The sequence below is a fragment of the Paraburkholderia aspalathi genome (assembly GCF_900116445.1).
In the GTDB taxonomy this organism is placed as follows: domain Bacteria; phylum Pseudomonadota; class Gammaproteobacteria; order Burkholderiales; family Burkholderiaceae; genus Paraburkholderia; species Paraburkholderia aspalathi.
This window is the reverse complement of record NZ_FPBH01000021.1, coordinates 1-23,695: the sequence shown is the minus strand read 5'-3', so window position 1 is coordinate 23,695 and position 23,695 is coordinate 1. Positions and strand designations below refer to the sequence as shown.

At 60.6% G+C, this 23,695-nt stretch carries 16 protein-coding genes, 1 pseudogene and 1 riboswitch; of the genes and pseudogenes, 7 read left to right on the top strand and 10 right to left on the bottom strand.

Annotated features, from left to right (window positions below; translation table 11 throughout):
* Positions 1-7: 7 nt before the first annotated feature.
* Both BM438_RS27585 and BM438_RS27580 read left to right on the top strand, forming a co-directional pair.
* The gene (locus BM438_RS27585; RefSeq protein ID WP_093640742.1) at positions 8-961 is read left to right on the top strand and encodes a glycoside hydrolase family protein; all 954 of its coding nucleotides are present in this window, start codon (positions 8-10) and stop codon (positions 959-961) included.
* Between the two features lie 11 nt (positions 962-972).
* Positions 973-1,671 carry a phytanoyl-CoA dioxygenase family protein gene (locus BM438_RS27580; protein ID WP_143131761.1) on the top strand — a complete coding sequence of 233 codons (699 nt, stop codon included), beginning with the start codon at positions 973-975 and terminating at the stop codon, positions 1,669-1,671.
* Positions 1,672-1,776: 105 nt separating this feature from the next.
* Here BM438_RS27580 and BM438_RS27575 read toward each other — a convergent pair whose 3' ends face one another.
* The 5 genes from BM438_RS27575 to BM438_RS27555 all read right to left on the bottom strand — a co-directional run bounded on the left by BM438_RS27575 (position 1,777) and on the right by BM438_RS27555 (position 9,106).
* Entirely contained in the window at positions 1,777-4,146 is a 2,370-nt protein-coding gene (locus tag BM438_RS27575; RefSeq protein WP_093640736.1) for a carbohydrate-binding family V/XII, read from the bottom strand.
* Positions 4,147-4,260: 114 nt separating this feature from the next.
* Positions 4,261-5,232, bottom strand: coding sequence for a SphA family protein (locus tag BM438_RS27570; RefSeq protein WP_093640733.1), 972 nt, complete (start codon positions 5,230-5,232; stop codon positions 4,261-4,263).
* A 101-nt stretch (positions 5,233-5,333) separates the two neighbouring features.
* Positions 5,334-6,821 carry a DUF1254 domain-containing protein gene (locus BM438_RS27565; RefSeq protein ID WP_093641138.1) on the bottom strand — a complete coding sequence of 496 codons (1,488 nt, stop codon included), beginning with the start codon at positions 6,819-6,821 and terminating at the stop codon, positions 5,334-5,336.
* Positions 6,822-6,849: 28 nt separating this feature from the next.
* On the bottom strand, positions 6,850-8,274 hold the full coding sequence (locus BM438_RS27560) for a DUF1254 domain-containing protein (RefSeq protein WP_093640729.1): 1,425 nt from the start codon (positions 8,272-8,274) through the stop codon (positions 6,850-6,852).
* Positions 8,275-8,311: 37 nt separating this feature from the next.
* Positions 8,312-9,106, bottom strand: coding sequence for a hypothetical protein (locus tag BM438_RS27555; RefSeq protein ID WP_167378469.1), 795 nt, complete (start codon positions 9,104-9,106; stop codon positions 8,312-8,314).
* A gap of 642 nt (positions 9,107-9,748) precedes the next feature.
* Here BM438_RS27555 and BM438_RS27550 point away from each other — a divergent pair.
* Positions 9,749-10,807, top strand: coding sequence for an HAD family hydrolase (locus BM438_RS27550; protein WP_093640726.1), 1,059 nt, complete (start codon positions 9,749-9,751; stop codon positions 10,805-10,807).
* Between the two features lie 59 nt (positions 10,808-10,866).
* Here the strand turns inward: BM438_RS27550 and BM438_RS27545 are convergent, their stop codons facing one another.
* The gene (locus BM438_RS27545; protein ID WP_093640723.1) at positions 10,867-11,877 is read right to left on the bottom strand and encodes a sodium:calcium antiporter; all 1,011 of its coding nucleotides are present in this window, start codon (positions 11,875-11,877) and stop codon (positions 10,867-10,869) included.
* Positions 11,878-11,977: 100 nt separating this feature from the next.
* Positions 11,978-12,149, bottom strand: a riboswitch (yybP-ykoY riboswitch).
* 160 nt (positions 12,150-12,309) lie between these two features.
* On the opposite strand from BM438_RS27545, the gene BM438_RS27540 reads away from it, so the two are divergent.
* Together BM438_RS27540 and BM438_RS47065 are read left to right on the top strand one after the other, a co-directional pair.
* Complete coding sequence (locus tag BM438_RS27540) at positions 12,310-13,329, top strand: NADP-dependent oxidoreductase (protein WP_093640720.1); 1,020 nt, start codon at positions 12,310-12,312, stop codon at positions 13,327-13,329.
* A gap of 86 nt (positions 13,330-13,415) precedes the next feature.
* Positions 13,416-13,538: pseudogene (locus BM438_RS47065) on the top strand (tyrosine-type recombinase/integrase); the annotation flags it as partial.
* A gap of 472 nt (positions 13,539-14,010) precedes the next feature.
* Here the strand turns inward: BM438_RS47065 and BM438_RS27530 are convergent.
* From BM438_RS27530 to BM438_RS27520, 3 genes are all read right to left on the bottom strand, one after another.
* The gene (locus tag BM438_RS27530; protein WP_093640714.1) at positions 14,011-15,330 is read right to left on the bottom strand and encodes a tetratricopeptide repeat protein; all 1,320 of its coding nucleotides are present in this window, start codon (positions 15,328-15,330) and stop codon (positions 14,011-14,013) included.
* Positions 15,331-15,351: 21 nt separating this feature from the next.
* Entirely contained in the window at positions 15,352-19,137 is a 3,786-nt protein-coding gene (locus BM438_RS27525; RefSeq protein ID WP_093640711.1) for a tetratricopeptide repeat protein, read from the bottom strand.
* A 93-nt stretch (positions 19,138-19,230) separates the two neighbouring features.
* Positions 19,231-20,427, bottom strand: a complete 1,197-nt coding sequence (locus BM438_RS27520) for a lipase family protein (protein WP_143131760.1) — start codon at positions 20,425-20,427, stop codon at positions 19,231-19,233.
* Between the two features lie 622 nt (positions 20,428-21,049).
* On the opposite strand from BM438_RS27520, the gene BM438_RS27510 reads away from it, so the two are divergent.
* Together BM438_RS27510 and BM438_RS27505 are read left to right on the top strand one after the other, a co-directional pair.
* The gene (locus tag BM438_RS27510) at positions 21,050-21,685 is read left to right on the top strand and encodes a DUF2971 domain-containing protein (RefSeq protein WP_093640702.1); all 636 of its coding nucleotides are present in this window, start codon (positions 21,050-21,052) and stop codon (positions 21,683-21,685) included.
* A gap of 34 nt (positions 21,686-21,719) precedes the next feature.
* Positions 21,720-22,589: a hypothetical protein gene (locus tag BM438_RS27505; RefSeq protein ID WP_093640699.1), complete on the top strand. Its 870-nt coding sequence runs from the start codon at positions 21,720-21,722 to the stop codon at positions 22,587-22,589.
* Between the two features lie 554 nt (positions 22,590-23,143).
* Here BM438_RS27505 and BM438_RS27500 read toward each other — a convergent pair.
* On the bottom strand, positions 23,144-23,593 hold the full coding sequence (locus tag BM438_RS27500) for a hypothetical protein (protein WP_093640696.1): 450 nt from the start codon (positions 23,591-23,593) through the stop codon (positions 23,144-23,146).
* Positions 23,594-23,695: the final 102 nt, after the last annotated feature.

Sequence of the window (23,695 nt, the reverse complement as noted above, 5' to 3'; positions counted from 1 at the left end):
AGTTTGGATGACAGCGATTCGCTGGCAAAAGCGCGGGCTCATCTATGCGGTCGACGAACGTCTGCCGTGGGCAAATTCGCATGCGCAGATTCCGACCGTGGCCGGCCTGAAGGACGAGCTGCTGACGGTCCTGTTCAGCAGTCGCGATGCGAAGAACCGCAGTTGGATCGCGAGGATCGATGTGTGCGCCGACTCGCCAGCCGAAATCGTCAAAGTCCATCCCAAGCCGTTACTGGAACTCGGCAAAACCGGCACCTTCGACGACTGCGGGATGATGCCGTCCTGCGTTGTCGATCATGAAGGCGTCCGGTATCTGTATTACATCGGCTGGAACGTTCGCAACACTGTCCCGTACCACAACTCCGTTGGACTTGCGATCAGCGAGGACGGCGGTGAGCACTACCGCAGACTGTTCGAAGGTCCGGTCATGGACCGCACCGCGGAGGAGCCCTATTTCTGTGCGACGACCTGTGTGCGGGTGGAAAACGGTATCTGGCGCAACTGGTATCTGTCGTGTACCGGCTGGGACCACGTCGACGGCATACCGGAGCCGCGCTATCACCTGAAATACGCGGAATCTCGCGACGGCATCCATTGGGAGCGCCAGGGACGCGTGGCGATCGACTACGCGAACGAAGGCGAAGGCGGCATCGTCCGGGCGTCGGTCTATCACGACGGCACGCGCTACCGCATGTGGTATTCGTATCGTCGTCAGCAGGGATACCGCGAGACGGCGGCCAACAGTTATCGCATCGGCTACGCCGAATCCGTCGACGGTCTGGCCTGGCAGCGACTCGATGACCGCGCCGGCATTGACGTCAGCACGATGGGTTGGGACGCATTCATGGTCGCCTATCCCGAAGTCACACAGATCGATGATCGACTCGTGCTTTTTTATAACGGCAACGGCTTCGGAGCGACGGGCTTCGGGTACGCCGAGGCCGTAATTGATAACGAATAAAGGTGGAAGGCATGCAGATCGTTGCCGGCAATTTTGCGGAATCAGGTTTTTTGATCGTTTCCACGTCAGAAGCACAAGCGCAGAGCAGTAAGATCCGGACCCGGTTCGAAACACGCTTTCTGACGCGCTTTAATGACGATCCGGTCCGCAACCGGAACATCATCAAGCTGCTGACCGAAGATATCGATCTGAAACGATTCTTCTGTTCCGCCGAACTCGTCGATGCGTTGCACGAGTACCTAAACTTTGCCGAGCCGGTGCAGACAGGGCCAATCGTCTCGCACTACACCGCCAGCAACGCAACCGGCAACAACTACGGTCTGCCATATCATCAGGATTGGCCGAGCATGGGAACATCGTCGAAGGGCGTGATCGCATGGACCTCGATCTCCGACCTCGGCACGGACGGCCCTGGCTTGCGAATCGTGCCGGGCAGTCATTTGAAGGGCTTGTGGCCCGGCACTCAAACCGACTCAGGCTACGTGCTCGATCAGCAGGAACTCGACGGCTGCCTGGACGTGGAAATCAAAGCCGGCCACATTCTGTTCATGTCGCCATATCTGGTGCATCGCACCCGAACCAGCAACTCGCGAAGCTGGAAATTGTCCCTGTCGTGCCGTTTCGACGACTTCGCCTGCGAAACGTGGGCGCGCCGGAATTTCGTTAGCGCATATCGGACGCAAGTCGACCGTCAGGTCTATTTGACCTGACGCGAAGCTTGCCTGCGTGCGTCAGACGGTCCGCGTGAAACGCCAGCGCCGCGGCGCGGCGCTGTCGCCTGCTGGCAGCACCGTGTTGTCATCGCGCGATACACCTCACCGCCTGAACCGCCCACCCCCGCCACCGAAGTGTCGCTGCGGCTGAAACTGCCCACTCGCTCGCGCATTCCCAAGATCGTGCCCCTGCTTAAGCGAGTCGAGCCGCTGCGTCTGGCTGGCGTTCGGCTGAACCGGCTGCCAGCCATCCGCGCTGTGCTGCTCCCAGCCACCGCCCTGATCATGCCGGTAGACGTTGCCGTCGCTGCCCGCATACACATTGCCGTTATTCCACGCGACGGCCTTGCCCGTGTCCTTGTTGCCCACGATGCCTTTCGTGCCCGCCTGGTGGTCGCCTGAATACGCGTTGCCGGTCACGCCCGCTTCTGCTGCGCCATAACGCCCGGTCTGCGCGTTGTAGCCGGCGCGCTGCCTACCCGCCGCATAGTCGCCCGTGCCTTCATTGCCGACCACTCCACCGCGCGCCGCGCCGCTGCGTCCCGTCGACGGATTGCTGAACGAGCCTTGCCGGCCGGCTGCGAAATTGCCGTTGTATGCATTCTCGACAGCGCCGCGGCTCGCCTGGAAGTGACCACCGGTATAAGGATTGAATCCGGATGCTGCCGTTCCCGCCCAGCTATTGCCAGTCCAACCGTTCCAGCCGCTCGCGTGCGTCACGGTGCCCTGCCCCCAGCGACCGTAGATATTGGCCTGGTTAACGTTCGCGTATTGCCAGCTCCACGGACCGCCGCCCCAATACGGACCCCAGTACGGGGACGGCGCGCCCCACGTGGCGCCGATCGCAAAGCCGAAGGCAAAGCCCACCGTCGTGCCGAGCGCGAAGCCCGCGCCGTAGCCATAGGTGGCCGGGTAACCGTAGTAGACGTCGCCAACATACGGCGCGTACACATAGCCGGTGCCGTACACGACGGTGCCGTCCGCATTGACGACCACGCCCATGTAGCCCGGCGTATAGCCGACCACCACCGTATCCGGCGTCGCCGAATAGACGTGGACGTACGTCACGTAATGCACGGGCGAAGCTGCCGGAATCGTATAGATCGCGGCCGGCACAGTATCGGCGACATGCCACGGACCACTCGCCGCGCTCGCCGTGAACCAGATGCCGTTGGCGACCGCGAAGAATTGCGAAGGCGCGGTCTGGATCACCGGCGTCGCGGTGTTCACCGCATACGACAAAGACGTACCCGCGATACCGACAAACTTTGGCGCGCCGTCATAGACCACCTTCAGCGTGGTGGTCTTGCGCGATACGGTTGCTGTCTGCGGGATCGTTGCAGCAATCACCGCTTCTTTAGCCTGCGGTGTGCCGGGCACGGAGACAAGCGCATTCGCGTGCGGATCGTCGGCAGCGATCTTTGCGAAATCGGCGGGGAGGTTCTTGCCGTCGACGAAGGCCCAAGGTCCAGTCAGGCCCGCTGCGGTAAACCAGCGGCCCGACAGCAGCAGGTAGTAATGATTGTCGCGTGGCTCGACGAAGAGCGCGTGGTCGGCGTTGGCGACGGAGAGCAGATTCACGCCCTTCACCGGTTGCAGCGCCGGCTTGCCGTTCATCACTACTAGCTCGGCCGGCTGCGCGGCGACCACCACGTCCGGTGCCTGCGCTGGCTTCTTGCCATCGGCGGGGAGCATTGGATCAGACTTCAGATTGGTCTGCGCGCTTTTCGCCGCGGCAACCAGCTCCTGGGGCGGCGTCGCGTTCAGATGCCACGGACCGTCGAGCGAATTCGCCTCGTACCAATAGCCCGCGACATTCAGATGCAGCGCGCCGCTCGCGTCCTTAAGCAGCATCGCTCGCGTGTTGATCAGGCGTTGATAGTGTGTGTCGCCGAGCGCACGCCAGTTCGCGTCGCCATCGACCAGCACGAGCAGCGTGGGACGTTCGGCAAAGATGATGTTCGGTACGTTGTTTTGCACCGCGAGGCCCGGTTCGCTGCCTTCGTGGGTACTGGCGTAACTTGCCTGCAGTTGTTCGAGCGACGTGATCAGTCCGTCTTTAGGTATGCGCGCCTGCAAGGCTGCTTTGACGCCGGCGGCGGCGGACGGTGTGGCCGGCATGTCGACCTGATCGAAAACGATATCGAGCAGTTGCACTGTCGAGCTGGTTTTGTCGATTTCTGCGCGTGCCGTGAAATGCGCGACGCCGTAGTTCGGCGTGGCGCTCTTTGCACCGACCGCGAAAGCCGCGCGTCCTTCAATCCGATTGCCTTGCCACACTTCCACCTGCGGTTGATACAGCTCGATGCGCTGTTCCGCGCTATCGAAATCGCGCGGCCAGACGGTTGGAACGGGTTGCAATGCAGGCTGCACGGCGGCGGCGAGCGCTTGAGCAGGCGTGGCGAGCGTGACCGTCAGCGACGTGCAGACGCCGGCGAGCAGCAACAAGGATCGCTTCATCGTAGTTTTCATTGCGCTTGATTCCTTGAACGTGGACATCGGTACGCGGAAACGCCGGGGCGGCGGCACGGCGTTCACACGTTCCGGTGAATTTTGGCTTCAGCAGCAGGTTGGTCGCATGCCCCGTTACTGGAAGGTCGCGCTGATCGACAGTTCGACCGCATTCCCCTTGGGCCGGTTGCTGACGTTGAATTCATTGACCCAACGCAGCGACGCCGACACCGGCGTTTTCTGGACTTTGCCCGACCACGTGACCATCGGCCCGATACCCACCGAGTGCCCTTGACTTCCGCCGATGACATCGGCTACTCCGCCGCTGTCATGACCGAGCTGCTGGATATAGCCGCCCACGACACCCACACCCCAGCCGCTGCCGAAGCGCTTGAGCGCGAGCAGGTCGAGCACGCTAACCGGTGCGTTGTGATAGTGCGTGTCGCTGTTCGGCGTGTAGAAGCCAACACCGTAGTTCAACGACAGCTCGATCTCTTCTTTCGGGAACAACTTCGTGTAGGAGACCGTCGGCGTGAAGGTCCAGGTGTTCTGTCCGGCATTGGCGAGCCGACTCGTGCTGTAAGCGCCAGTCGGCGCGTAAATCTGCACGCTGAACGCAATGTGATCGGTCTTGGTCAGGTGATAGCCCGCCACCACCGGCGTGAAGAAGAGATCGGCAAACTGCGTACCGTGATCATTCGGCAAACGGCCGTGAAACGACGAGATATTGGTGTACTGGATTGGCACCCCGAACGAGGATGCGAAGTTCCAGCCGCCCAGCGTAATGCCCCACGTCTTGACCGCGTTGAGGATGGTGTACACCGCCGTGACGTCGACGCCCGCCGTGATCTGACCGGCGATCGGAATCGTCTTGCTCGCGCCGAGCGAGCCTTCGTAATAGATCGTGGTGGCCGACACGATCCAGTCGTCCGTGGGCGGTACGACACCTGCGTACGGCGTAACCTGCATGCCGGTTATCGGTCTGCCGATGCCACCTTCAGTCGCCCACGCTTGCTGCGAAAGACCCACGCCGGCAGTGGTGAGAAGCGCACCCGTGCACAACCTGGCGAGTGACCGGCTTGCGGACAAACGGTTTGTGCGACTCATAGTCATCCTCACGAAATTAACTTTCCGCACTTCCACCTTGCGGAACAAGGTTTTGACAAACCGCGGCGGCGAGCCGCACGCGTGCGCATCGGCGTGTTTTCTTACGGCTCACGCTTGACCGGCGGCGGCGTCCAGCTGCCGTCGAGCGCCGGCTGCTGCGGCCAATAGGCGCGCACGTACAACGAGAACGCTTCATTGGCCGGCGCCGGCAGCCAGTTGGAGACCTTGTCGTCACCGGGACTCGTGTTCTGCACGTAGAGCGTCAACGAGCCGTCTGCATTGAACTTCAGGTCCTTGTTCTTGGTGCCGAGCGAGTAGCGGTTCTGCGCATTCGGCGAGAAGAAGTGATGCGAGTTGTACAGCGTCAGCGACCAGAAGCCCTTGACCGGCGGCAACTGATCCTTGGCAAACGTCACCGTGTAGCGTGCGTTGCCATCGAGACGCTGACCTGAAGCGTCGGCATCGCCGTAGAAATACTTGGTCTCGTTAGGCTTGTTGACGAAGATGTTCGACTTCGCCACCGCCGTGCGCGTGAAGTAGTCCGTGCCGAAGGCGGCGCCGTTGCTAACGGTGTTCCAGTTCGCAGGCAGCCGCTTGCCAAAGGTGTTGAAGTTGAACAACGGCGTGACCAGATCCGCTTCGGCCTTGGTCCCCTCGTCGACAATCGCGGCCTTGATCGCCGGATCTTTCTGCGCTGCCGCGATCAACCCGCGCGCCTGCGCGTAGATCGCCTCTTCGCCGCGTTGCGGCGGCGTCTCGTCGAGCACGGTGGGCAGCATGTCCCAGAAGCGGTTTGGATCGACCCACTTGATCTCTTCGGCGTTGCCGCCCGCAGCACCACCGGCCTCACCGAAGCTCGGCAACTTCGACCAGTCGGTCTCTTTGACCTTGCCGTCGTACTCGGCGAGCGGATACAGGCCAATCTTCGCAAGCACCGGCTGCACGGCCACGCGATCTTCAGGCGTGTCGTCCATGAAAACGCGCGGAATGAAACTGCCGACCCCAGTCGACGAGCGGAACACCTGGCGGATGCCCTTCGGCACCGGGCCGTGCCAGTCAGGACCTGTCAGGAGATAGAAGCCCGGACGTGTGCCGTACATCTTGCCGAGACTCGCGAAACCGTCGGTGCGCAGATCGACAGCCTGATAGACCCAGAAGCGTTTGCCGAAATCGGGCACTTGCACGACCACCGGCGTCTTATTCAGATCGAGGATCGAGGAGCCATAGACCACGTCCTGATTCGGACAAGCGACAAATCGCTCCTGCGGCTGAATGTAGTCGCGCAGCATCGACAGATGATTCGGTGGTGCGACCGGCACAATGCCGCCGTTCAGGCCCGGCTGCGGCACCTGCTTCATCGCCAGCAGGCGGCCGTAGACGTTAACCATCGGCCACGCCCAGAAGTAGGTCTGGCGCGCTACCAGCCGTGCGTATTCTTCAGAGATCGCGTAGCCGGCCACTGGGCCCGGTACGGACGCCGCGGTGGCCGTTGCATGGACCGATTGGTCTTGCTGGGTCTTCGCCAGAATGGGCGCGGCGACCGACGCCAGTACGGCGGCCGTGACCCATGTCGCGGTTTTCTTATTCATATTGTCCTCAGGTTCGTCCATGCGCGGCTTAGCGCTTTTGGGGCTCGGGGAATTTCCAGTCGCCGTTGAGCACCTTCTCGTCCGGGCCGTAGATGCGCATGACGAGCGTGTACGCACCGGTGGGCGCCGGCAGCCAGTTCGACGTCTTGTCCGCACCCGGCGACGTGTTCTGCACGTAGATATCCAGCGAGCCGTCAGCGCCGTACTTCAGCCCCTTGGTGCGATCGCCGATCGAGTAACGGTTGATCGGATTCGCGACCAGATGGCGCGCAGGCAGGTCGTACAGCGTCATCGACCAGAAAAATTTCGCGGGCGGCAGGTCCTTCTTGTCGAAGTGCAACACGTACGGCTGCGAGCCGAGCAGTTGAGCGTGTTCGCTGTTCACGCGCGTGCCGACGTACACCGCTTCTTCCTTCGTGTTGCCGTAAATCCCCATCGCCGCCGCGACGGCGCGGGTGGTGTAGTCGTCTTTCAGATCCGCACGGCTGCCGAACAGGCTGAACGAACCGGTGGTGTGTTTTTCAGCGTCTGCCAATGCGGCTTTCCCGTCCGCGACACCTGCTTCAAGCGCGGCGCGCGTTTCCGGCGGCAAGGCAGCCTGATCAAACGGCGCGCCTGGCGCAATGCCGATCTTCGCGAAACGCGCCATCAATTCCTGCTCGGACGGCGCCGGCGGCTGCGTGAACTGCAGCATGAAGTTCAGATACGCGATGAAGTCGACCGAAGTCGCCTTCGCTTCATCCCACTTCGGAAAATCAAGCTTCGCGACGGGCGGCGGTGCAGCCGTGTGTTCGAAGGCCGACAGCGGCGTGAGCTTGTATTGTTTCTGGATCGCCTCGACGTTCTTGACGTCGCTCGCACCATTGAGCGCAGTGCGGCCGAGCGTCAGGATCAGGTCCGTCTCGGAGCGGAACACCTTGTCGATGCCCTTGGGCGTATCGCCGTGCCAGTTCGGGCCGGCGAACAGATAGTGGCCCGCGCCGTTGCCCGTGGCGCGCGAACCGACATACGCGAAGTTGTAGGTGTACAGGTCGATCCACTGGAAGACGTAGTAGCGCTCTTTCGGCACCGCGGGCACCGTCAGCACCCACGGCTCGCGACGCAGATCGAGCCACGCCCACGAGTACGGCGTGTCGTTGTTCGGCGTGACGATGTCCTTGTTCTCAGGACCGTACGGATGCGAGTAGTTGCGGAACTTGCCGAAGCCGCCCACATAAGACTTCGAGCCGGAATCGATCGCCTGCTCGTAAAGCGTCTTGTAGTTGAACAACATCGGATACGCGTAGAGGAACGCGTCTTTGGCGATCGCTCGTGCTTCTTCAGGCGAGGCGGTGACAGCCGCTGTCGCCGCTGTTGGGGCGCTCGCTTGAGCGACGGCTTGCGTATGCGGCAATGTGGTCAGTGACACGGCCGCGATGACTGCGCAAATAGGCAGGCGGTTGAACAAGGTCATGGTTAAGCCCTCTGTTTCTATGCTTGGTTTTTTGTGCTTACTTGCCGAACGTCATGTTCAGCCCGGCGAAGATGGTGAACTTCGGCACGCCGGCGCCGGAATGCGCTACCGAGTATTGCGGCTCGATAAACGCGTTGTAGATGGTCGAGCCGCCTTTCCACGCCTTGCCGGCGCCGAGCCCGACCGGGATGTAATAGCTGCCATGCTGCAGATCGAAGGTCCAGGTGCCGGTCGAACGGATGTACCAGCCACCCGGCAGGTTGAAGATGCCAAATGGCTGCGCGGTGAGCGATTGCGTGGTGGGCCGGCTGCTTTGCCCGGCGAACGAGTGTTGCCACTGCACCAGTGCGCCGAGGAGCCGCGCCTTCGTCGCGCTGACGGCGACAGCGGCAAGACCGGCCTGCCACTTGCCGGTGCCGAGGCTGGGGTCCGTGGCAGTCGGCATCGTCACGAGCGGGCCGACGCCGACCTGCACGTCGCCTTGCGAGAGCAGGAAGATGTCGAATAGATTCAGGTCGCCCAGACCGGTGTTGTAGCCGCCGCTCGGATCGGGCCGCGTACTGACCGGCACTGTGGCGCGGAAGATTTCCGGCACGCCAATCAGGCTGTTCGGGCCGATCGGCACGGTGGGGCGCAAGAGCAGATCGTTGGTATGCGCACTGGCGCCGAACACGCTCGGCGTGTAGTAATTCTGGATGTTGAATGAGGCTGCCAGATTAAGCGGGTTATTACTTTTATTGGCCTCGTCGGCCGAGGCCTGAGCGAACGCCGGCGACAACATCGCCGAGGCAGCGTATAACGCAGCCGAACTAACCACGCCTTTACAACCCATTCCCGCACCTCGTCTATGGGCATTTCTTATAGGCGAACGCATTCTTTTGCCCAATGCATATAAAGCAAAAGCAATGGCATTCGTATTTTCGAATTGTGTCGAACTAGCGCGAACTAATTCGAGCTAATCGCGGGTGTAAGTTCGCCCGCCCCGGCGGCTACGCGCAACGGGGAAATATGCAAAGCGAATGAGATACGCGATTAATTCGCGCTAAGTCTCTCGAGCAAGCTGGAAAGACAGTACGGCCGGATACAGGGCTTGCATGGACGCTCCTTTCAGACTCAAGAGACGCCGCACCAAACGACGCATGCGGAGGTAAGAAATTCACAATCTGGGAGTGTTGTGGCGGAATGGTAGCAAACGTTTCACGAGATTACAGAGATAAATTTGTAACACGATAGAAAGCTACGCAATTTCGGACGGAGTTAGATTTTGGCCGCCATTCTTATTCCACACAATTGCCATAGTTTTGAGCATTTGTTTGCTTACTGCATAAAAGCCGCATAGCGGCATACACCATTTGCAATTACCGGCATTGACGTCCCCGCTCAAAAAAGCAACAAAATGGGCTGCAACAATCGCCGTGTCCCATTAGACTTGCGCTCGCTCAAAGTTCGATCCACCGCTTTTAATGAGGCTTTCATGATTCGCACGATGCACCGGTACTGCATTGCTTTGACCGTTGTGGTTCTTTCCGCTTGCACCGTTACACCGCACCATGACGCGAGCGAGTCGCCAGCCAGCGCATCGACCGCCGCAAGCCTTGCGTCGTGGAACGACTCCGCGACCAAACGCTCGATTGTCGATTTCGTCACGCTGGTCACCACGCCGGAGTCGAAAGACTTCATCCCGCGTGCGGACCGGATCGCCGTGTTCGACAACGACGGCACGTTGTGGCCGGAGCAACCCGCCTCGGTCCAACTGGTGTTCGCGCTGCAACGCGTGAAGACAGTGGCCGGGCGGCATCCAGAATGGAAACGGCAGGAACCGTTCCGCTCGATTCTGAAAGGCAATTTGAAGAGTGTCGCGGCGAGCGGCGACGCCGGCTCGATGAAGGTGCTGGCGGCGGCACATGCAGGCATGACCAGCGATCAATTCGCCGCGCTCGTGCACGAATGGTTCGACTCCGCGAGCGACCCGCGCTTCAATCGTCCGTACGCCGACCTCGCCTATCAGCCGATGCTCGAGTTGCTCGCCTACCTGCGCGCCAACGGCTTCAGGACCTATCTGGTGACGGGCAGCGATGTCGAGTTCGTCCGTGACATCGCGCAGCGCGTGTACGGCATTCCGCCCGAGCAGGTGATCGGCAGCACCGTCAAATACAAGTACAGCCAAACGAACAGCGCCGTCGCATTGACCCGGCTTGCGCAGGTCGACACGCTCGTCGACGGCGCGGCCAAACCGCTCGCCATCGACCGTGCGATCGGCCGGCGTCCTGTGATCGCGTTCGGCAACGCGGACGGCGATGTGCCGATGCTCGAATGGACTTCGGCCGGCGACGGTCCGCGCCTCGCGGCGCTGCTGCATCACACCGACGGTGAACGGGAGTATGCGTACGACCGCGCTGCGAAAAGCGGCAAGCTCGACAAGGGGCTGGACGAAGCCGGCACGAAAGGCTGGCTCGTCGTCGATATGAAGGATGACTGGACAACGGTGTTCAAGCCGGATAGCGCGGCAACGGCTGCGGCACCGTCCAACTAAGGGCGGCTTGTTGGGAAGGCCGCGCCTGGCAGCGGCCTTCCCGGCCTTTCATCACTCGCTTAGCGGGTTAGCGTGATGACCAGATAGCTGGCGTACAACACGCCGCACACCAACAGCGCCCACACCGGCACGCCTCGCTCGCGCACGTTGATCCGCAGCCACGCGGCGGCGGCGAGCGTGATCACGATGCCGGTCACCACTTCGATACGCGGCGCCCACGGCGTCAGCAGAATTCCGATCGCGGGCAGCAGCGTGCCCTGAAACACCATCGCGCCGGTGATGTTGCCGAACGCCAGTGTGTCCTTGCCGCGGCGAATCCACAGGATGCTGTTGACCTTCTCCGGCAACTCGGTGGCGATCGGAATGATCAGCAGCGACAGCAGCAACGGCGAGACGCCGAGCACCTGCGACACGCCCCGCACGCCGTGGATGAAGCCTTCTGCGCCCCACACCAGCAACGCAACTGCGAGCACCAGTTGCACCGCGATGGTCACGAGATTGGTGGGCAAACCAAGACGCGACAGCAGCATCTTGCCCGGTGCTTCGGTGCCGTGACCGGCGTCGACCAGTTTGTTCGACGCACGGAACGTCATCACCACATAGGTGATGTACACACCGACCAGCGCCGCGCTGAACAGCCCCCGCACGATCATCTGTTCGTGCGGCACGTACATCGCCGCGGCCGCCAACACAAAGGCGCACAGGAAGTAGTTCAGATCCCGAGTGAAACCCGTGCGTTCGGGCGTGACCCAACCGCCGGCACCGCGCGCACCGAGAATCGCCAGCGTCATCAGGAAGGTGGAGAGGGTGGAAAGCATGAGCGGCGCGCCAAGAATCGCGCCGACGCCGATTTCCTGATTGACCGCGCTATCGGTCGTGCCGCCCGCAATCGCAAGCAGCGGGACAAGCGTTTCGGGCAAGGCGGTGCCGACCGCTGCGAACAGCGAACCCGTCACGCCCTCGGAGATTTTGAGACGCTCGCCGAGATGTTCGAGTGCGTTGGTGAAGAGCTCGGCCGCCACCAGAATGACGACCAGCATGATGGCGAGTTCGAACAGGAGACCGGTCATGCGTGGCTCCCTGCAAATGCAAAGGGGAAGCGGCACAGCGGACGGGCAAGTGGGGAGACTGGCAGGGCACAACGATGTTTCACAGGGCAACTCCGCGGTCGGACGCAAGTAACGAACCAATGACGCACCGCGACCCGTCCGACCAGAACGAAGCAGTGCGCCAATGGTCTCGCCAAACCAACCCGGTCGAACGCGCCATGACCCGTAGGCCAAGTATGTTGACGCGCTCTCCTTCAATGGATGAAGGAAGGCTACTCCCCAATGACCGGAGGATTCTAACGGGACGGGCGGCTTTCAACAAGCTTGGGATCCGGCGCCTGCGCCGCTCCCGGTTTCACCGCGCACGTCCAGCGCTGCGACGTCAGGCGGCCAAGTGCGTGATCGCCCCGCTGGTAAGATCACTCACCGTCTACGACAGCAGTGAGTCCTCACATGAACTACCAGAATCGCCAGTGGTTTTACGTCAAGCGCCCGGAAGGACGCGTTGGCGACGAGCATTACGAGTTGCGCGAAAGCGAGCTCGACGACAATTTGTCATCGAATGAAGTGTTGATCCGGGCGCGTATCGTCAGCGTCGATCCGTACATTCGAATCCAGCAGCATGAACGCAATACTTACGACGTGCCGCATCCGCTCGGGATCGTCCAGCGGGCGGGCGTGGTGGGTGAAGTGGTGGCGTCGGCGAGCCCGCTTTTCAAGCAGGGCGACTGGGTGTCGGCCTATAGCGGCTGGCAGCTCTACGCCAAATGCCATCACAGCGAGCTGACCAAACTGAACCCCGACGCGGCGCCGGTTTCGACTGCGCTCGGTGTGCTCGGCATGCCGGGACGCACCGCGTGGTTCGGCTTGATGGAAGCGGGCAAGCCGCGTCCTGGCGACACGCTGGTCGTGTCCGGTGCGGCGGGCGCGGTCGGCTCGCTGGTCGCGCAGTTCGGCAAGCGCGCCGGCTGCCGCGTCATCGGGATCGCCGGCGGCCCGGACAAGTGCGCGTTTCTGACCGACACGTTGAAGCTCGACGGTGCGGTCGACTACCGGGCGCATCCCACACTTGAAGGCTTGCAGTCGGCTCTGCAGGCAGCCACCGGCGGCGTCGATGTTTATTTCGATAACGTGGGCGGCATGGTCACCGATGCGGTGATTCCGCTCATCAAGCGCCGCGCGCGAATCGTGATCTGCGGCGCGATCGCCCAATACGACGGCGGTCTCGACACGCCGGACCTCGCGCCGCGCTTCCTGCAACACATGCTGTTTCAGCGCGCGACGATTCAGGGGATTCTCGCCCGCGACTTCACGCACCGGATGGACGAGATGCTGCAGACCGTCGCGCCGTGGGTGAAGAACGGTGAAATCGTTTACCAGGAGACGTACGTCGATGGTTTCGACGCGTTGCCGAACGCGCTCAATAGCCTGTTCGAAGGGAAGAACCTCGGGAAGCTGCTGGTCAGGGTGTGAAGGCGTGAGTTTCTGAACGACAACCCCGACACTGGCCGGGGTTGTCGTTTGTGGATTGTTTATTTCCGTTTGCTGCGTCTTTGCAGCAACGCGGAACGCCCATCCATGTGCTAAAGGAACTGGGAGGGTGGGAAACGATGGAAATGGTGCAGGGGTACGCGTACCTGTTGGCCGATCACCTGGCGCAGTGGGTGCAGCCGATGACGGCGATGCCAGCGAAACCGCAGTTAGTTGCAATTCGAGGGGACGCGGGAACAGGTGTGGAGTTATCCAATTCATGTCGCGCGGCACCATCAATTTGTGTCGCTTTTGGGGCCGCTCTGCCGAATCTGGAGGGGTTTGCGCAGCTCTATACCATCAATTCGTGTCGCACTTTTCGCAATATGCCGAATTATCGACCAATTCGTCCCTTTTTTGCATTAATCAACATTATTGCCTTGCGCCCCGCTCCAATCACTTCGTCCGGTTCCAAGGTTCCTGCCGCTCCGCCGGTAGCACCGGCGTTTGATGTCGAGGAGCAGGTGTCGCGCTTCGCGGCGGCACTCACATTGCTCCCCCTACGCGTCAGGGACTTGTCGTCGCCGCAGCTCTGTTTCCTCCGGGAACCGCTGAGCGCAACCTTCGGTCCCAACAGCCGCTGCAGCCGTACAAGACTCTCATCAGTGATTCCACAAGGTCTGGTCATGTTGGGCGCTCGCTGTCGTTGAAGAGCGCGGCAAGGTTATTGAGCATCAGCGTGACATCAGACTCGTAGACGAATAGCTTCCGGCGGATGTCGAGCGCTTCCTGGTAAGCGGCATCGGCTTCGGTCAGTCGCTGCGTGCCGCTGTAGAGCGCCCCGAGGTTGTTGAGCGTCAGCGCCACATCGGGCCGGTACGCCGCAGGGTTGGCCTCGGCCAGCTTCCGGCGGATGTCGAGCGCTTCCTGGTGAGCGGCCTCGGCTTCGGTCAGTCGCCCGGTAGCGCTGTAGAGATTCCCGAGGTTGTTGAGCGTCATCGCCACATCGGGCCGGTACGCTGCAGGATTGGCCTCGGCCAGCTTCCGGCGGATGTCGAGCGCATCCCGGTAAGCCGTCTCGGCTTCAGTCAGTCGCTGGGCGCCGCGATAGAGAATCCCGAGGTTGTTAAGTGTCATTGCCACCTCGGGCCGATACGCCGCAGGATTGGCCTCGGCCAACTTCCGGTAAATGTCGAGCGCTTCCTGGTAAGCGGTCTCGGCTTCGGACAGTCGATGCGTGTCGCTGTAGAGAATCCCGAGGTTGTTAAGTGTCATTGCCACCTCGGGCCGGTACGCTGCGGGATTGGCCTCCGCCAGCGTCCGGCTGATAGCGAGCGCTTCCTCGTAGGTGGTTTCGGCGTCGGTCACACGCTCGGTATCGCTGTAAAGCGCTCCGAGGTTGTTCAGCGTCATTGCCATATCGGGCCGGTACGCCGCAGGATTGGCCTCGGCCAGCGCCCGGCGGATGTCGAGCGCTTCCTGGCAAGCGGCTTCGGCATCGGTCAATCGCTGAGTGGCGCGGTAGAGCGCCCCGAGGTTGTTGAGTGTCGTCGCGACGTAGGGCCGCGCCGCAGGATTGGCCTCGGCCAGCGTCCGGCGGATGTCGAGCGCTTCCCGGTAAGCGGCCTCGGCTTCGGTCAGTCGCTGCGTGTCGCGGTAGAGAATTCCGAGGTTGTTAAGCGTCATCGCCACATCGGGCCGGTAAGCCGCAGGATTGGCCTCGGCCAGTTTCCGGAAAATGTCGAGCGCTTCCTGGTAAGCGGCCTTGGCTTCGGTCAGTCGCTGGGTGGCGCGATAGAGCGCCCCGAGGTTGTTGAGTGTCGACGCGACGTAGGGTCGGTACACCGCAGGATTGGCCTCGGCCAGCTTCCGGAAAATGTCGAGCGCTTCCTGATAAGCGGCCTCGGCTTCGGTCAGTCGCTGCGTGGCGCTGTAGATAATTCCGAGGTTGTTACCGGCCGAGCCCGAGGCATCCTGCATATCCGATATAAAGACCGTGGTCATATCACGCACTCCCGCAGATTCCTAGGTCGGACCGTGGCTGTCCGTGGAGAGCGTCGCGAGATTGTCGAGCGTCAACTTGACATCAGACTCATAAACAGTCGGATTGGCCTCTGCCAGCTCCCGGTAGATGTGGAGTGCCTCCTGGTAAGCGGTCTCGGCCTCGCTCACACGGCCGAAAATGCCGCAGAATTTTCCGACGTTGCTGAGCGTGCCTGCGACAGCGGACAAGTAGGCATCCGGATTGGCCCGGGCCAGCATCTGGTAGATATCGAGCGCTTCCTGAAAGGCCGTCTCCGACTCACTTAGGCTCTCGGTTTGAGCGTATAAAATCCCGAGGAGATTGAGCGTGCCTGCGACATCGGACAAATAGGTATCCGGATTGGCTTCGGCCAGTACCCGGTAGATATCGAGCGCTTCCCGGTAAGCAGCCTCTGCTTCGAATAGACGCTGGTTTCCGGCGTAAAGATTCCCGAGATTGTCAAGCATCGTTGCCACATCGTGTTGATGGGAGGAGGGATGTCTTTCAACCAGCATTCTGTAAATGGCGAGTCCTTCCTGGAAAGCGGTCTCAGCTTCGCTCGCCTGTTCCATGCCCGCATACAGCCTACCGAGTTTGTTGAACGTGAACGCAACGCTGGGCCCATACGTTGTTGGATTGGATTCGGCCAACTTTCGATAGATGCGTAGCGTCTCTTGATAAGCGGTCTCGGCTTCAGCCGGACGATTGGTGTCGTCGTAGAGCTCTCCGAGATTGTTCAGCGTGGCCGCCACAACGGGCCGGTAGGCGGCAGGAATGGCATCGGCCAGCTCCCGGTGGATGCCGAGCGCTTCGTCATACGCGGTCTCGGCTTCGGTGAGACGGTCCGTGTCGCTGTAGAGCGCCCCGAGGTTGTTCACTGTTATCGCGACATCGGGCCGATAGGCGGAGGGATTGGCTTCGGCCAGCTCCCGGAGGATGCCGAGCGCTTCCTGGTAGGCGTTCTCGGCTTCGGTCCAACGTTTGGTGCCTCGGTAGAGCGAACCGAGGTCGTTGAGCGTGGTCGCCACATGCGGCCGGTAGGCGGCAGGATTGGCTTCGGCCAGCGTCCGGTAGATGCCGAGCGTCTCCTGATAGACGGTCTCGGCTTCAGTGAGACGCCCGGTGTCGCTGTAGAGCAAACCGAGATTGTTCAGCGTCATCGCCACATCGCGCCGGTGGGCGGCCGGGCTGGCCTCGGCCAGCTCCCGGCGGATGAAGAGCGCTTCATCGCACGCGGTCTCGGCTTCGGCCAGACGCCCGATGGCACGGTAGAGCACCCCGAGGTTGTTCAGCGTCATCGCCAAATCGGACCTGCAGGCGGCCGGGTTGGCCTCGGCCAGCGTCCGGCGGATGCCGAGCGCTTCCTGGTACGCGGTCTCGGCTTCAGTCAGTCGCTGCGAGGTGCGGTAGAACGACCCGAGGTTGTTCAGCGTGCTCGCCACATCGGGCCAGTAGGCGGCAGGGTTGGCCTCGGCCAGCGTCCGGCGGATGCCGAGCGCTTCCTGGTACGCGGTCTCGGCTTCGGTCAGACGCCCGGTAGCGCTGTAGAGATTCCCGAGGTTTGTCAGCGTGGTCGCCACATCGGGCCAGTAAACGGCAGGATTGGCCTCGACAAGCGTCCGGCGGATGCCGAGCGCTTCCTGGTACGCGGTCTCGGCTTCAGTCAGTCGCTGCGAGGTGCGGTAGAGCGCCCCGAGGTTGTTCAGCGTGCTCGCCACATCGGGCCAGTAGGCGGCAGGGTTGGCCTCGACCAGCGTCCGGCGGATGCCAAGCGCTTCCTGGTACGCGGTCTCGGCTTTTGTCAGACGCCCGGTAGCGCTGTAGAGATTCCCGAGGTTGGTCAGCGTGGTCGCCACATCGGCCCGGTAACCGGATGGATTGACCTCGGCCAGCGTCCGGCGGATGCCGAGTGCTTCGTCGTACCCGGTCTCTGCTTCGGTCAGTCGCTGCGTAGTGTCGTAGAGCGCCCCGAGATTGTTCAGCGTGTTCGCCACATCGGGCCGGTACGCCGCAGGATTAGCCTCGGCCAGCTCTAGGTAAATGTCGAGCGCTTCCCGGTAAGCCGTCTCGGCTTGGGCCAGACGCTGGGTGTCGCGGTAGAGCACCCCGAGGTTGTTCAGCGTCAACGCCACATCGGACCGGTACGCCGCAGAATTGACTTCGGCCAGCTCCCGGCAAATGGCGAGCGCTTCCCGGTAAGCCGTCTCGGCTTGGGTCAGTCGCTGCGTATCGGCATAGAGATTCGCGAGGCTGTTCAGCGTCAACGCCACATCGGACCGGTACGCCGCAGGCTTGGTCTCGGCCTGCTTTCTCAAGGTGGAAAGTGCAGAAGCATAGACACGCTCGGCAGATTGATAGTCCCTTTGTAGGGCGAGCGCCAACGCATAGGGAAGTTCATATTGCGGGTCGCCGGGAGAAAGCTCATATGCCTTGCGGAATAGCGGCAGCGCCTCAGGCAGTTTAAATTGCAGCCTGTACACTTCGGCACGGCTCAGATAATGGGAGGCAAGCCGTTCCCGTTCTGCAGCAAGGCGCGTCTCGGCCGCTTCAATCAGCTCATCAAGGAGCGCGCCCGCCTCCTCCAGCTTGCCTCCTGCAAGATAATTCCTCGCCTGCTGAGTCAGCGCACTGCCAGGCTCATCCGCAAGTCGCTGCTCCAGCTCCCTGTAGCGCTTGCTCCACCCCTCGATTTCCCGCCTTAACTCATCGACCTCGAGATTGCGCTGCTCCAGCTGCTCGGCCAGCGCTTCCTGCGCGCCTGCTCCCAGCGCCTCGCCGTCAATTTGTGCCATCTCCCTGACCAGTCGATTCGCACTCCATGTCGACACCCCCCGTCCAACTGCCTTCGGTTCCCGCGTTTCGAAATGCAGTACTTGGGAGCCGATGAGCTGCTGTTCCACGTGCTGGTGCATCGAGTCGGCGAGCGACGCGTTACCTGCGTCGAGTAGGGTGCGGACCGATTTCGCGAGCGCCTCGCCAGTCACCGCCCAGTCACCTGCGCCGGTCAGTTCTTCACCATAAAACCCTGAAAGCGCCTCGATGAGCGCTGCCGTGAAGCGCGACACCTGCCCCTTCGCACTGAACGCTGGAGCGCCTTCACCCGTCGCCCACAGCAACATGCGTGTAAAGCACAGCACCCGCCTGTCAAAATCGACATACTGCAGTGCCGACGGACTCGCTCCTGGCATCAAAGACTCACGTGAAGTCTGGCGACACGCGTCGATGAAAAAATACAGTGACCCGCTGACTTCGCGCCGCGCCGCGCGTGCAGTCCCGGCGATGTCAATGGCAGCGTACCAAGGATTCATCCTGTCGACGCCAAAATCAGACGCGAGGATATAGTCGCTGGAACCTGTCACGCCGTGGCCGCAGAAATAGAACACGGCGATATTGCCGGGATGACTTTTCGCCCGTTCCAGCCACGCGCCGTAACGTTCGCCAATGTTGCCGCGAGTGGCTAGGTCCACCGACATAATTGTTCCGTCCGGGCGCTGATAGTCAAATCCTGGCGACACCAGCATCTCGACCGACGCCAGTGCCGCGCGAGGGTTGTGGAAACCAATCCGTTCATCCAGCTGCGACCCGACAGGTTGACGTCCGACAAACCAGTTGGCCAGCGCAACTGCCGATAGGGGCGGTGAACTCAGCTGTCCGAGTCCCATTGGCCTATCCAGCAGTCGACCGAAGCCTCCGAGCAGGCACGGGTATTCACCCACCCCAACAATGAACACGTGAGTCCCGGGTGAGGCCGCGTCGCCTTGATTTCCCGAATGGAAAACCGTGGTCATTCGAGCACTCCAGCAAGCCCTGCAAGCGAAATTCGTGATGCGCCACCGTCGTCCTGCACGCCAGCGACCGCGTAGTGGACTCGAAAGCTTGCGTTATGGCTGAGCTAGTCTTTCACCAAGCCGAACATAGAAGTCTGGCCTATGAAAATAGCCGCCGTGCGCCTCCATCAAACCCCTCTCGGTCTCGAACGCGAAATCGCGCGCGCCATAGAAGACCCCTTCAACGCGAAAACCGAAAATGTCGGTTAGGTCAAAAATGTTCAGCCAACAACGGATGTTATTCGGACTCTCTAGCCGGTCGACTGGCGGATTTGCCGGCACGCCTGTCCGGCTTTCCTTGTACAGCGTCATTTCTTCGAACAATGCGACTTGAGACCCGACGGTCACAAATTCGTCGACCTGAATCGTCGGGTCGAAATGGGTGAGGATGTCGTAACTGATAACCCCACCGAGGCTGTGACCGACGATTACGAGTTTTGGGTCACCGGTATTAACTAGGCTTTGCGCTGCACGGAAATCACGGAGGACTTTCTGCACTATGGGACCAGGTGAGTCCTTGTCCCCGCGACGCGCAAGGTACTGAAAGACATCGCCTATAAAAAGCGACGCGCCCATGTGTACCTTCCTCCGTGCCAGCGAGGTCATAACGGTGGCAACCTTCGAACCTGCCAACGATGTAAGTCCACGCGCACCATCCCTTAGACGGTCCAGCATCCCCGTTGAACCAAATGACTCCCACTGTGGTTCAGTCGCCGATGACGAACGAGCGTCGCTGCTTTCTTGTGTCGCGTTGAACAACAGCAGGTCGACGAAATTGTCATCGCTTGCTCTGTTTATCCAGGCAGGCTGGGGGTTGGCGCGCGCATACAACCTTGCTTTCTCATAGCTTTTTGCCAGCGCTGCGGCTTGTTCGTTGGAATCGACTGTGGACAATGCAGCGGCCCAGACAGCCTCGATGGCTTCGCTCAACGACCGCTTTGCAACGTCAGCAATGCCCGACGTGCCGACGCTGCTGCGTCCGAAGATTTCGGCTGCGGCTCGCGTCTCGGACTGAGAAGTCGAAGGACCGAACGTTTCAATCAAATTGTCCCGTTCGGGCAGCGAGGCATTTCCCCAACGGAACGTGACCCCATCGTCTCCCCAGTAGGGGTTGAAGATTGCTGTTCGTTCATCAAGACCTATTCGAGGGAAGACTAGGTTGCGGAAAAACTCGTTTCGGGCAAGTTCATTCTCCCCGTACTCCGGTGCACCGGCCCGGTTGCTTACGCCATGGACGAAGACAAATGGCATGGCACCTCCCGTTTCGCACGAGTTTGCAGTCGACTGTGCCAGGTATATAAGAGGGACAGCAAATGTCAAGGCCCGGCAGACACTTGTCGTCGGCCCGTACGGAACGAGCCGGAAAAGCCGCGCTAGATAGACGGTCTTGCCTAGGGCATTTTTGAAGAACGATGACTCATCGTGTAAAACGCGCCCCTGTAGCCGCGTTTCGCGAGCGATTGACATCCGGTGTTCGGTGACGAAGTTGGCGAATTAGGGAATGACATGTGGCCCCGTCAGGGTACCCCTTGTGTGGCCCCGACAGCGGCTGAGCGCCTCCAACGAGACATTGCCCGTCCAACCAAATCTCGTGTGCGCTCTCCAGACCATCGAGAATGTCAGAGATGCGCGCTTGCCTCGCATCGACTGCCGGCGGGCGCATACTCTCGTCTGCCGCTCGAGATATTTCTTGCCAATCACAATTTCGTTGTCGGTAGACAGTCGCAACGCGGCCACGAAAATCACCTGTTCAATCGCAAACCGGGCGCCAAGTTCGCCCGCGATAGTTACGCCGGAGAGAAGGCGCGCCTGTTGACGTGCTTTGAGAGCACAAGGCATAGTTCGAGGTCGATTCAAATGGTCGAACAGAACGATGACAACCGCCGCAACTACGCCTGTTAAAGCAAAGAGAACTTCAAAGACCCTGCGAATTGCCGTGATTGGGGGCGGCCCGAAAGCGGCGGCTTTGGCTGCCAAAGCCGCTGTACTCCGGGAGCTGAAAAAAGCGGATGTCCAAGTCACTATCTTTGAGCCCGACCAGATTGGCGCAGCGTGGACCGGCGAATCCGGATACACAGATGGCGAACAACGTCTGTGCACTATCGCTGAACGGGATGTCGGCTATAGGACCGCCAAACCGGTGAGTTATGTCGCCGATACGCCTCGCCTCGTCGATGAAGAATTCTTATCCGACATGCTTTCTGGCCGAACCTCGTTTAACGTGAAGTCACTCTTTGAACGACTCGTCTACACTAAGTCTGTGGGCTGGTCGTACGAGCGGGAATGGCGGATTTATTCCGGAAACGGGAGGCGAAAAGACGCTCCTCACGAAGACCTACGATTTGGTTCGTTCGAACTGGACGCCGTGCTCTTTGGTTTGAACATTTCCGACGAGGACCGCTCGTCGCTCACGCAACTCGTTCGCAAGATGTATCCCCATGCTGAATTGCTCCGAGCGAGAAAGAACCCGGACGCGTTTGGGATGATTTTCGCATCCACCGACGACTGACCCGCTGGACCGGATGTCTTAATTGGCGCTTCAAATGCCACGAGTCTATCTTGACCACAACATTGTCACGCGATTGACCGTCGAGCGTGTGGCCACGCCTTCAGGGCTTGAATATGAAGGGGTGCGCCGCCTTCTCGAAGACGGTCACGTCACATTCGTCCTGTCGGCAGCAAGTCTCTACGAGATAGCCAGGTCGACGAACGAGGAGCATGTAGCCAATTCGATTGCCCTGCTTAACGAATTGCCGCTTGAATGGTTGAGCAACCCTGTCTATCTGCAGAAACAGGAACTGAAGCGCCACATCGCTCGGCACCTCCGGCGCCCGATGCCATCGCCGTTCAACCCAATGAATCAAACCATGGCGCAACTGTGGTCGACCTATGGCGCCGAGAACATAGTTCTTGGGGAGACGCTGGCCGATTGCATATGGACCTGGCATCGAGACCGGGTTGCGCTCCGAGAGGTTGAACGGGCGGCCGCGGAGACACCCGATGCAATCCGCGTGGGTCGTCGCGCCTTAGCGGAAGGTCTCGTCGACGAGAATCAGCCACTTATTGATGCCGAGTTTTATCGCACCCGAATTCCTCCTCGAACAGACCCGCACGTTGGCCTAACCCAACAAAGATACGATGAACTGCCTCGGATGTTGGCCGCCCATCCACGCGAAGTAAGACGTGACTGCCCTGCAATCAAGATTGAGGATTTATGCCAGCGCTATCGCATAGAGGCGGGTTTCCGTCCCGAAATGCAAGACGCATTGGACTTGCAGCACATTATCGGAGCAGCTGCATACTGCGATTTCTTTGTTACCGGAGATAATGACATTCACGCGACCTTCCAATACATCAAGGCTCGCTGGGACCGATGTCCTTGCGTAGCGGTCCGCTCGTGTCTTGGCGTTTAGACCGCGGTAGGTGCCTGAACGCCAAGCTTGACACTTTGCGAATGGTTTAGGGCGTCGGTTATCCCGTGATAGTTCGCTGTCGAGCGCTCAGGCAACTCGGGGCGAGCTCCCGCAGATGGATTCAGTCGTTCGATGTCGACAATGCGGATGGCAGTTCCACTGAATCCCGCTGGGGCTTTACGGACCATTTTTCAGATGCATCGCGTGGACGCGACCGCTCTGGATGAAGTCGACTCTTGCTCGGACTGGCCAGAGACCATCCCTTGTCATTTCAGAAAAATGACGGCCAAAAGTAGGATAGCCATTATTGTCCCGAGCACCAGGGCTACGCGACCGACCCACTTGATGAAGCAATCGACATTCTTCTGTGACGAAGCGAAACGAAATAGCCATTCACCGAAACGAGTGGGCCGTTTCATGAGGGCCTCCATTGGCGCGGGGGGAAGTTTATTCTGTTGAGTCGATATCGGCGAAGCTCATTCGAACCGAGCCAACAGTGTGCGCACTTGACGGTCCCTAGCAAACCAAGAGCGTCATGGCCAGGTTCCATAGCACTATCTGCCGCCATCCAGAAAATCGCGCCAATCCCATGCGTAAGCGCAATCCATGGGCTCCGGGTCCTCGTCAATTAACGGGCGTGTCGAAAAGGCGATACGCTTTTTGAAAAGGCTTTGCGCCGGCTCCGGTATCTCCCGAAGCCGCACATACGGGGTGTTATCGGAGGTGTGAACGGGAACATCGAGTTGTTGTGGGCGTGGGGGCAGTTCCTCCTCCCCTGTCAGCGCGACCGCAACTGCGCGAGCTACGAGGTCCCATAGGGTCGAGGCGTAGCGTGGGTAGTCGTGCAGGGTCGCTGCGCCTATTTCTTCCTGCACGTCTTCGTGCAGTTCGACCTTGTAGTCTGCGAGCGCGCCATTCTTAACTCGGCCAATCTTTGCTGTTGCCAACACCCGGCTACCGCTCTCGCGGCCGCCCGGCCACAATTCGACTGTTACTCTCAGCATCTGCGGTGTAAGCGGCTGGAGAACCCGTCTTGACGGATTGAGCTAGCCAATGGTCGCAGGCGGGTGCCAGCGATGCGGCAGCAATGCGGCGATGTCGCTGGC

Coding starts and splice junctions, on each gene's coding strand:
- BM438_RS27510 (WP_093640702.1), top strand. CDS start 21,050: ATGACAACCGCCGCAACTACGCCTGTTAAAGCAAAGAGAACTTCAAAG.
- BM438_RS27560 (WP_093640729.1), bottom strand. CDS start 8,274: ATGACCTTGTTCAACCGCCTGCCTATTTGCGCAGTCATCGCGGCCGTG.
- BM438_RS27520 (WP_143131760.1), bottom strand. CDS start 20,427: ATGCCATTTGTCTTCGTCCATGGCGTAAGCAACCGGGCCGGTGCACCG.
- BM438_RS27540 (WP_093640720.1), top strand. CDS start 12,310: ATGAACTACCAGAATCGCCAGTGGTTTTACGTCAAGCGCCCGGAAGGA.
- BM438_RS27545 (WP_093640723.1), bottom strand. CDS start 11,877: ATGACCGGTCTCCTGTTCGAACTCGCCATCATGCTGGTCGTCATTCTG.
- BM438_RS27570 (WP_093640733.1), bottom strand. CDS start 5,232: ATGAGTCGCACAAACCGTTTGTCCGCAAGCCGGTCACTCGCCAGGTTG.
- BM438_RS27565 (WP_093641138.1), bottom strand. CDS start 6,821: ATGAATAAGAAAACCGCGACATGGGTCACGGCCGCCGTACTGGCGTCG.
- BM438_RS27525 (WP_093640711.1), bottom strand. CDS start 19,137: ATGACCACGGTTTTCCATTCGGGAAATCAAGGCGACGCGGCCTCACCC.
- BM438_RS27580 (WP_143131761.1), top strand. CDS start 973: ATGCAGATCGTTGCCGGCAATTTTGCGGAATCAGGTTTTTTGATCGTT.
- BM438_RS27530 (WP_093640714.1), bottom strand. CDS start 15,330: ATGACCACGGTCTTTATATCGGATATGCAGGATGCCTCGGGCTCGGCC.
- BM438_RS27555 (WP_167378469.1), bottom strand. CDS start 9,106: ATGGGTTGTAAAGGCGTGGTTAGTTCGGCTGCGTTATACGCTGCCTCG.
- BM438_RS27500 (WP_093640696.1), bottom strand. CDS start 23,593: ATGCTGAGAGTAACAGTCGAATTGTGGCCGGGCGGCCGCGAGAGCGGT.
- BM438_RS27585 (WP_093640742.1), top strand. CDS start 8: ATGACAGCGATTCGCTGGCAAAAGCGCGGGCTCATCTATGCGGTCGAC.
- BM438_RS27575 (WP_093640736.1), bottom strand. CDS start 4,146: ATGAAAACTACGATGAAGCGATCCTTGTTGCTGCTCGCCGGCGTCTGC.
- BM438_RS27550 (WP_093640726.1), top strand. CDS start 9,749: ATGATTCGCACGATGCACCGGTACTGCATTGCTTTGACCGTTGTGGTT.
- BM438_RS27505 (WP_093640699.1), top strand. CDS start 21,720: ATGCCACGAGTCTATCTTGACCACAACATTGTCACGCGATTGACCGTC.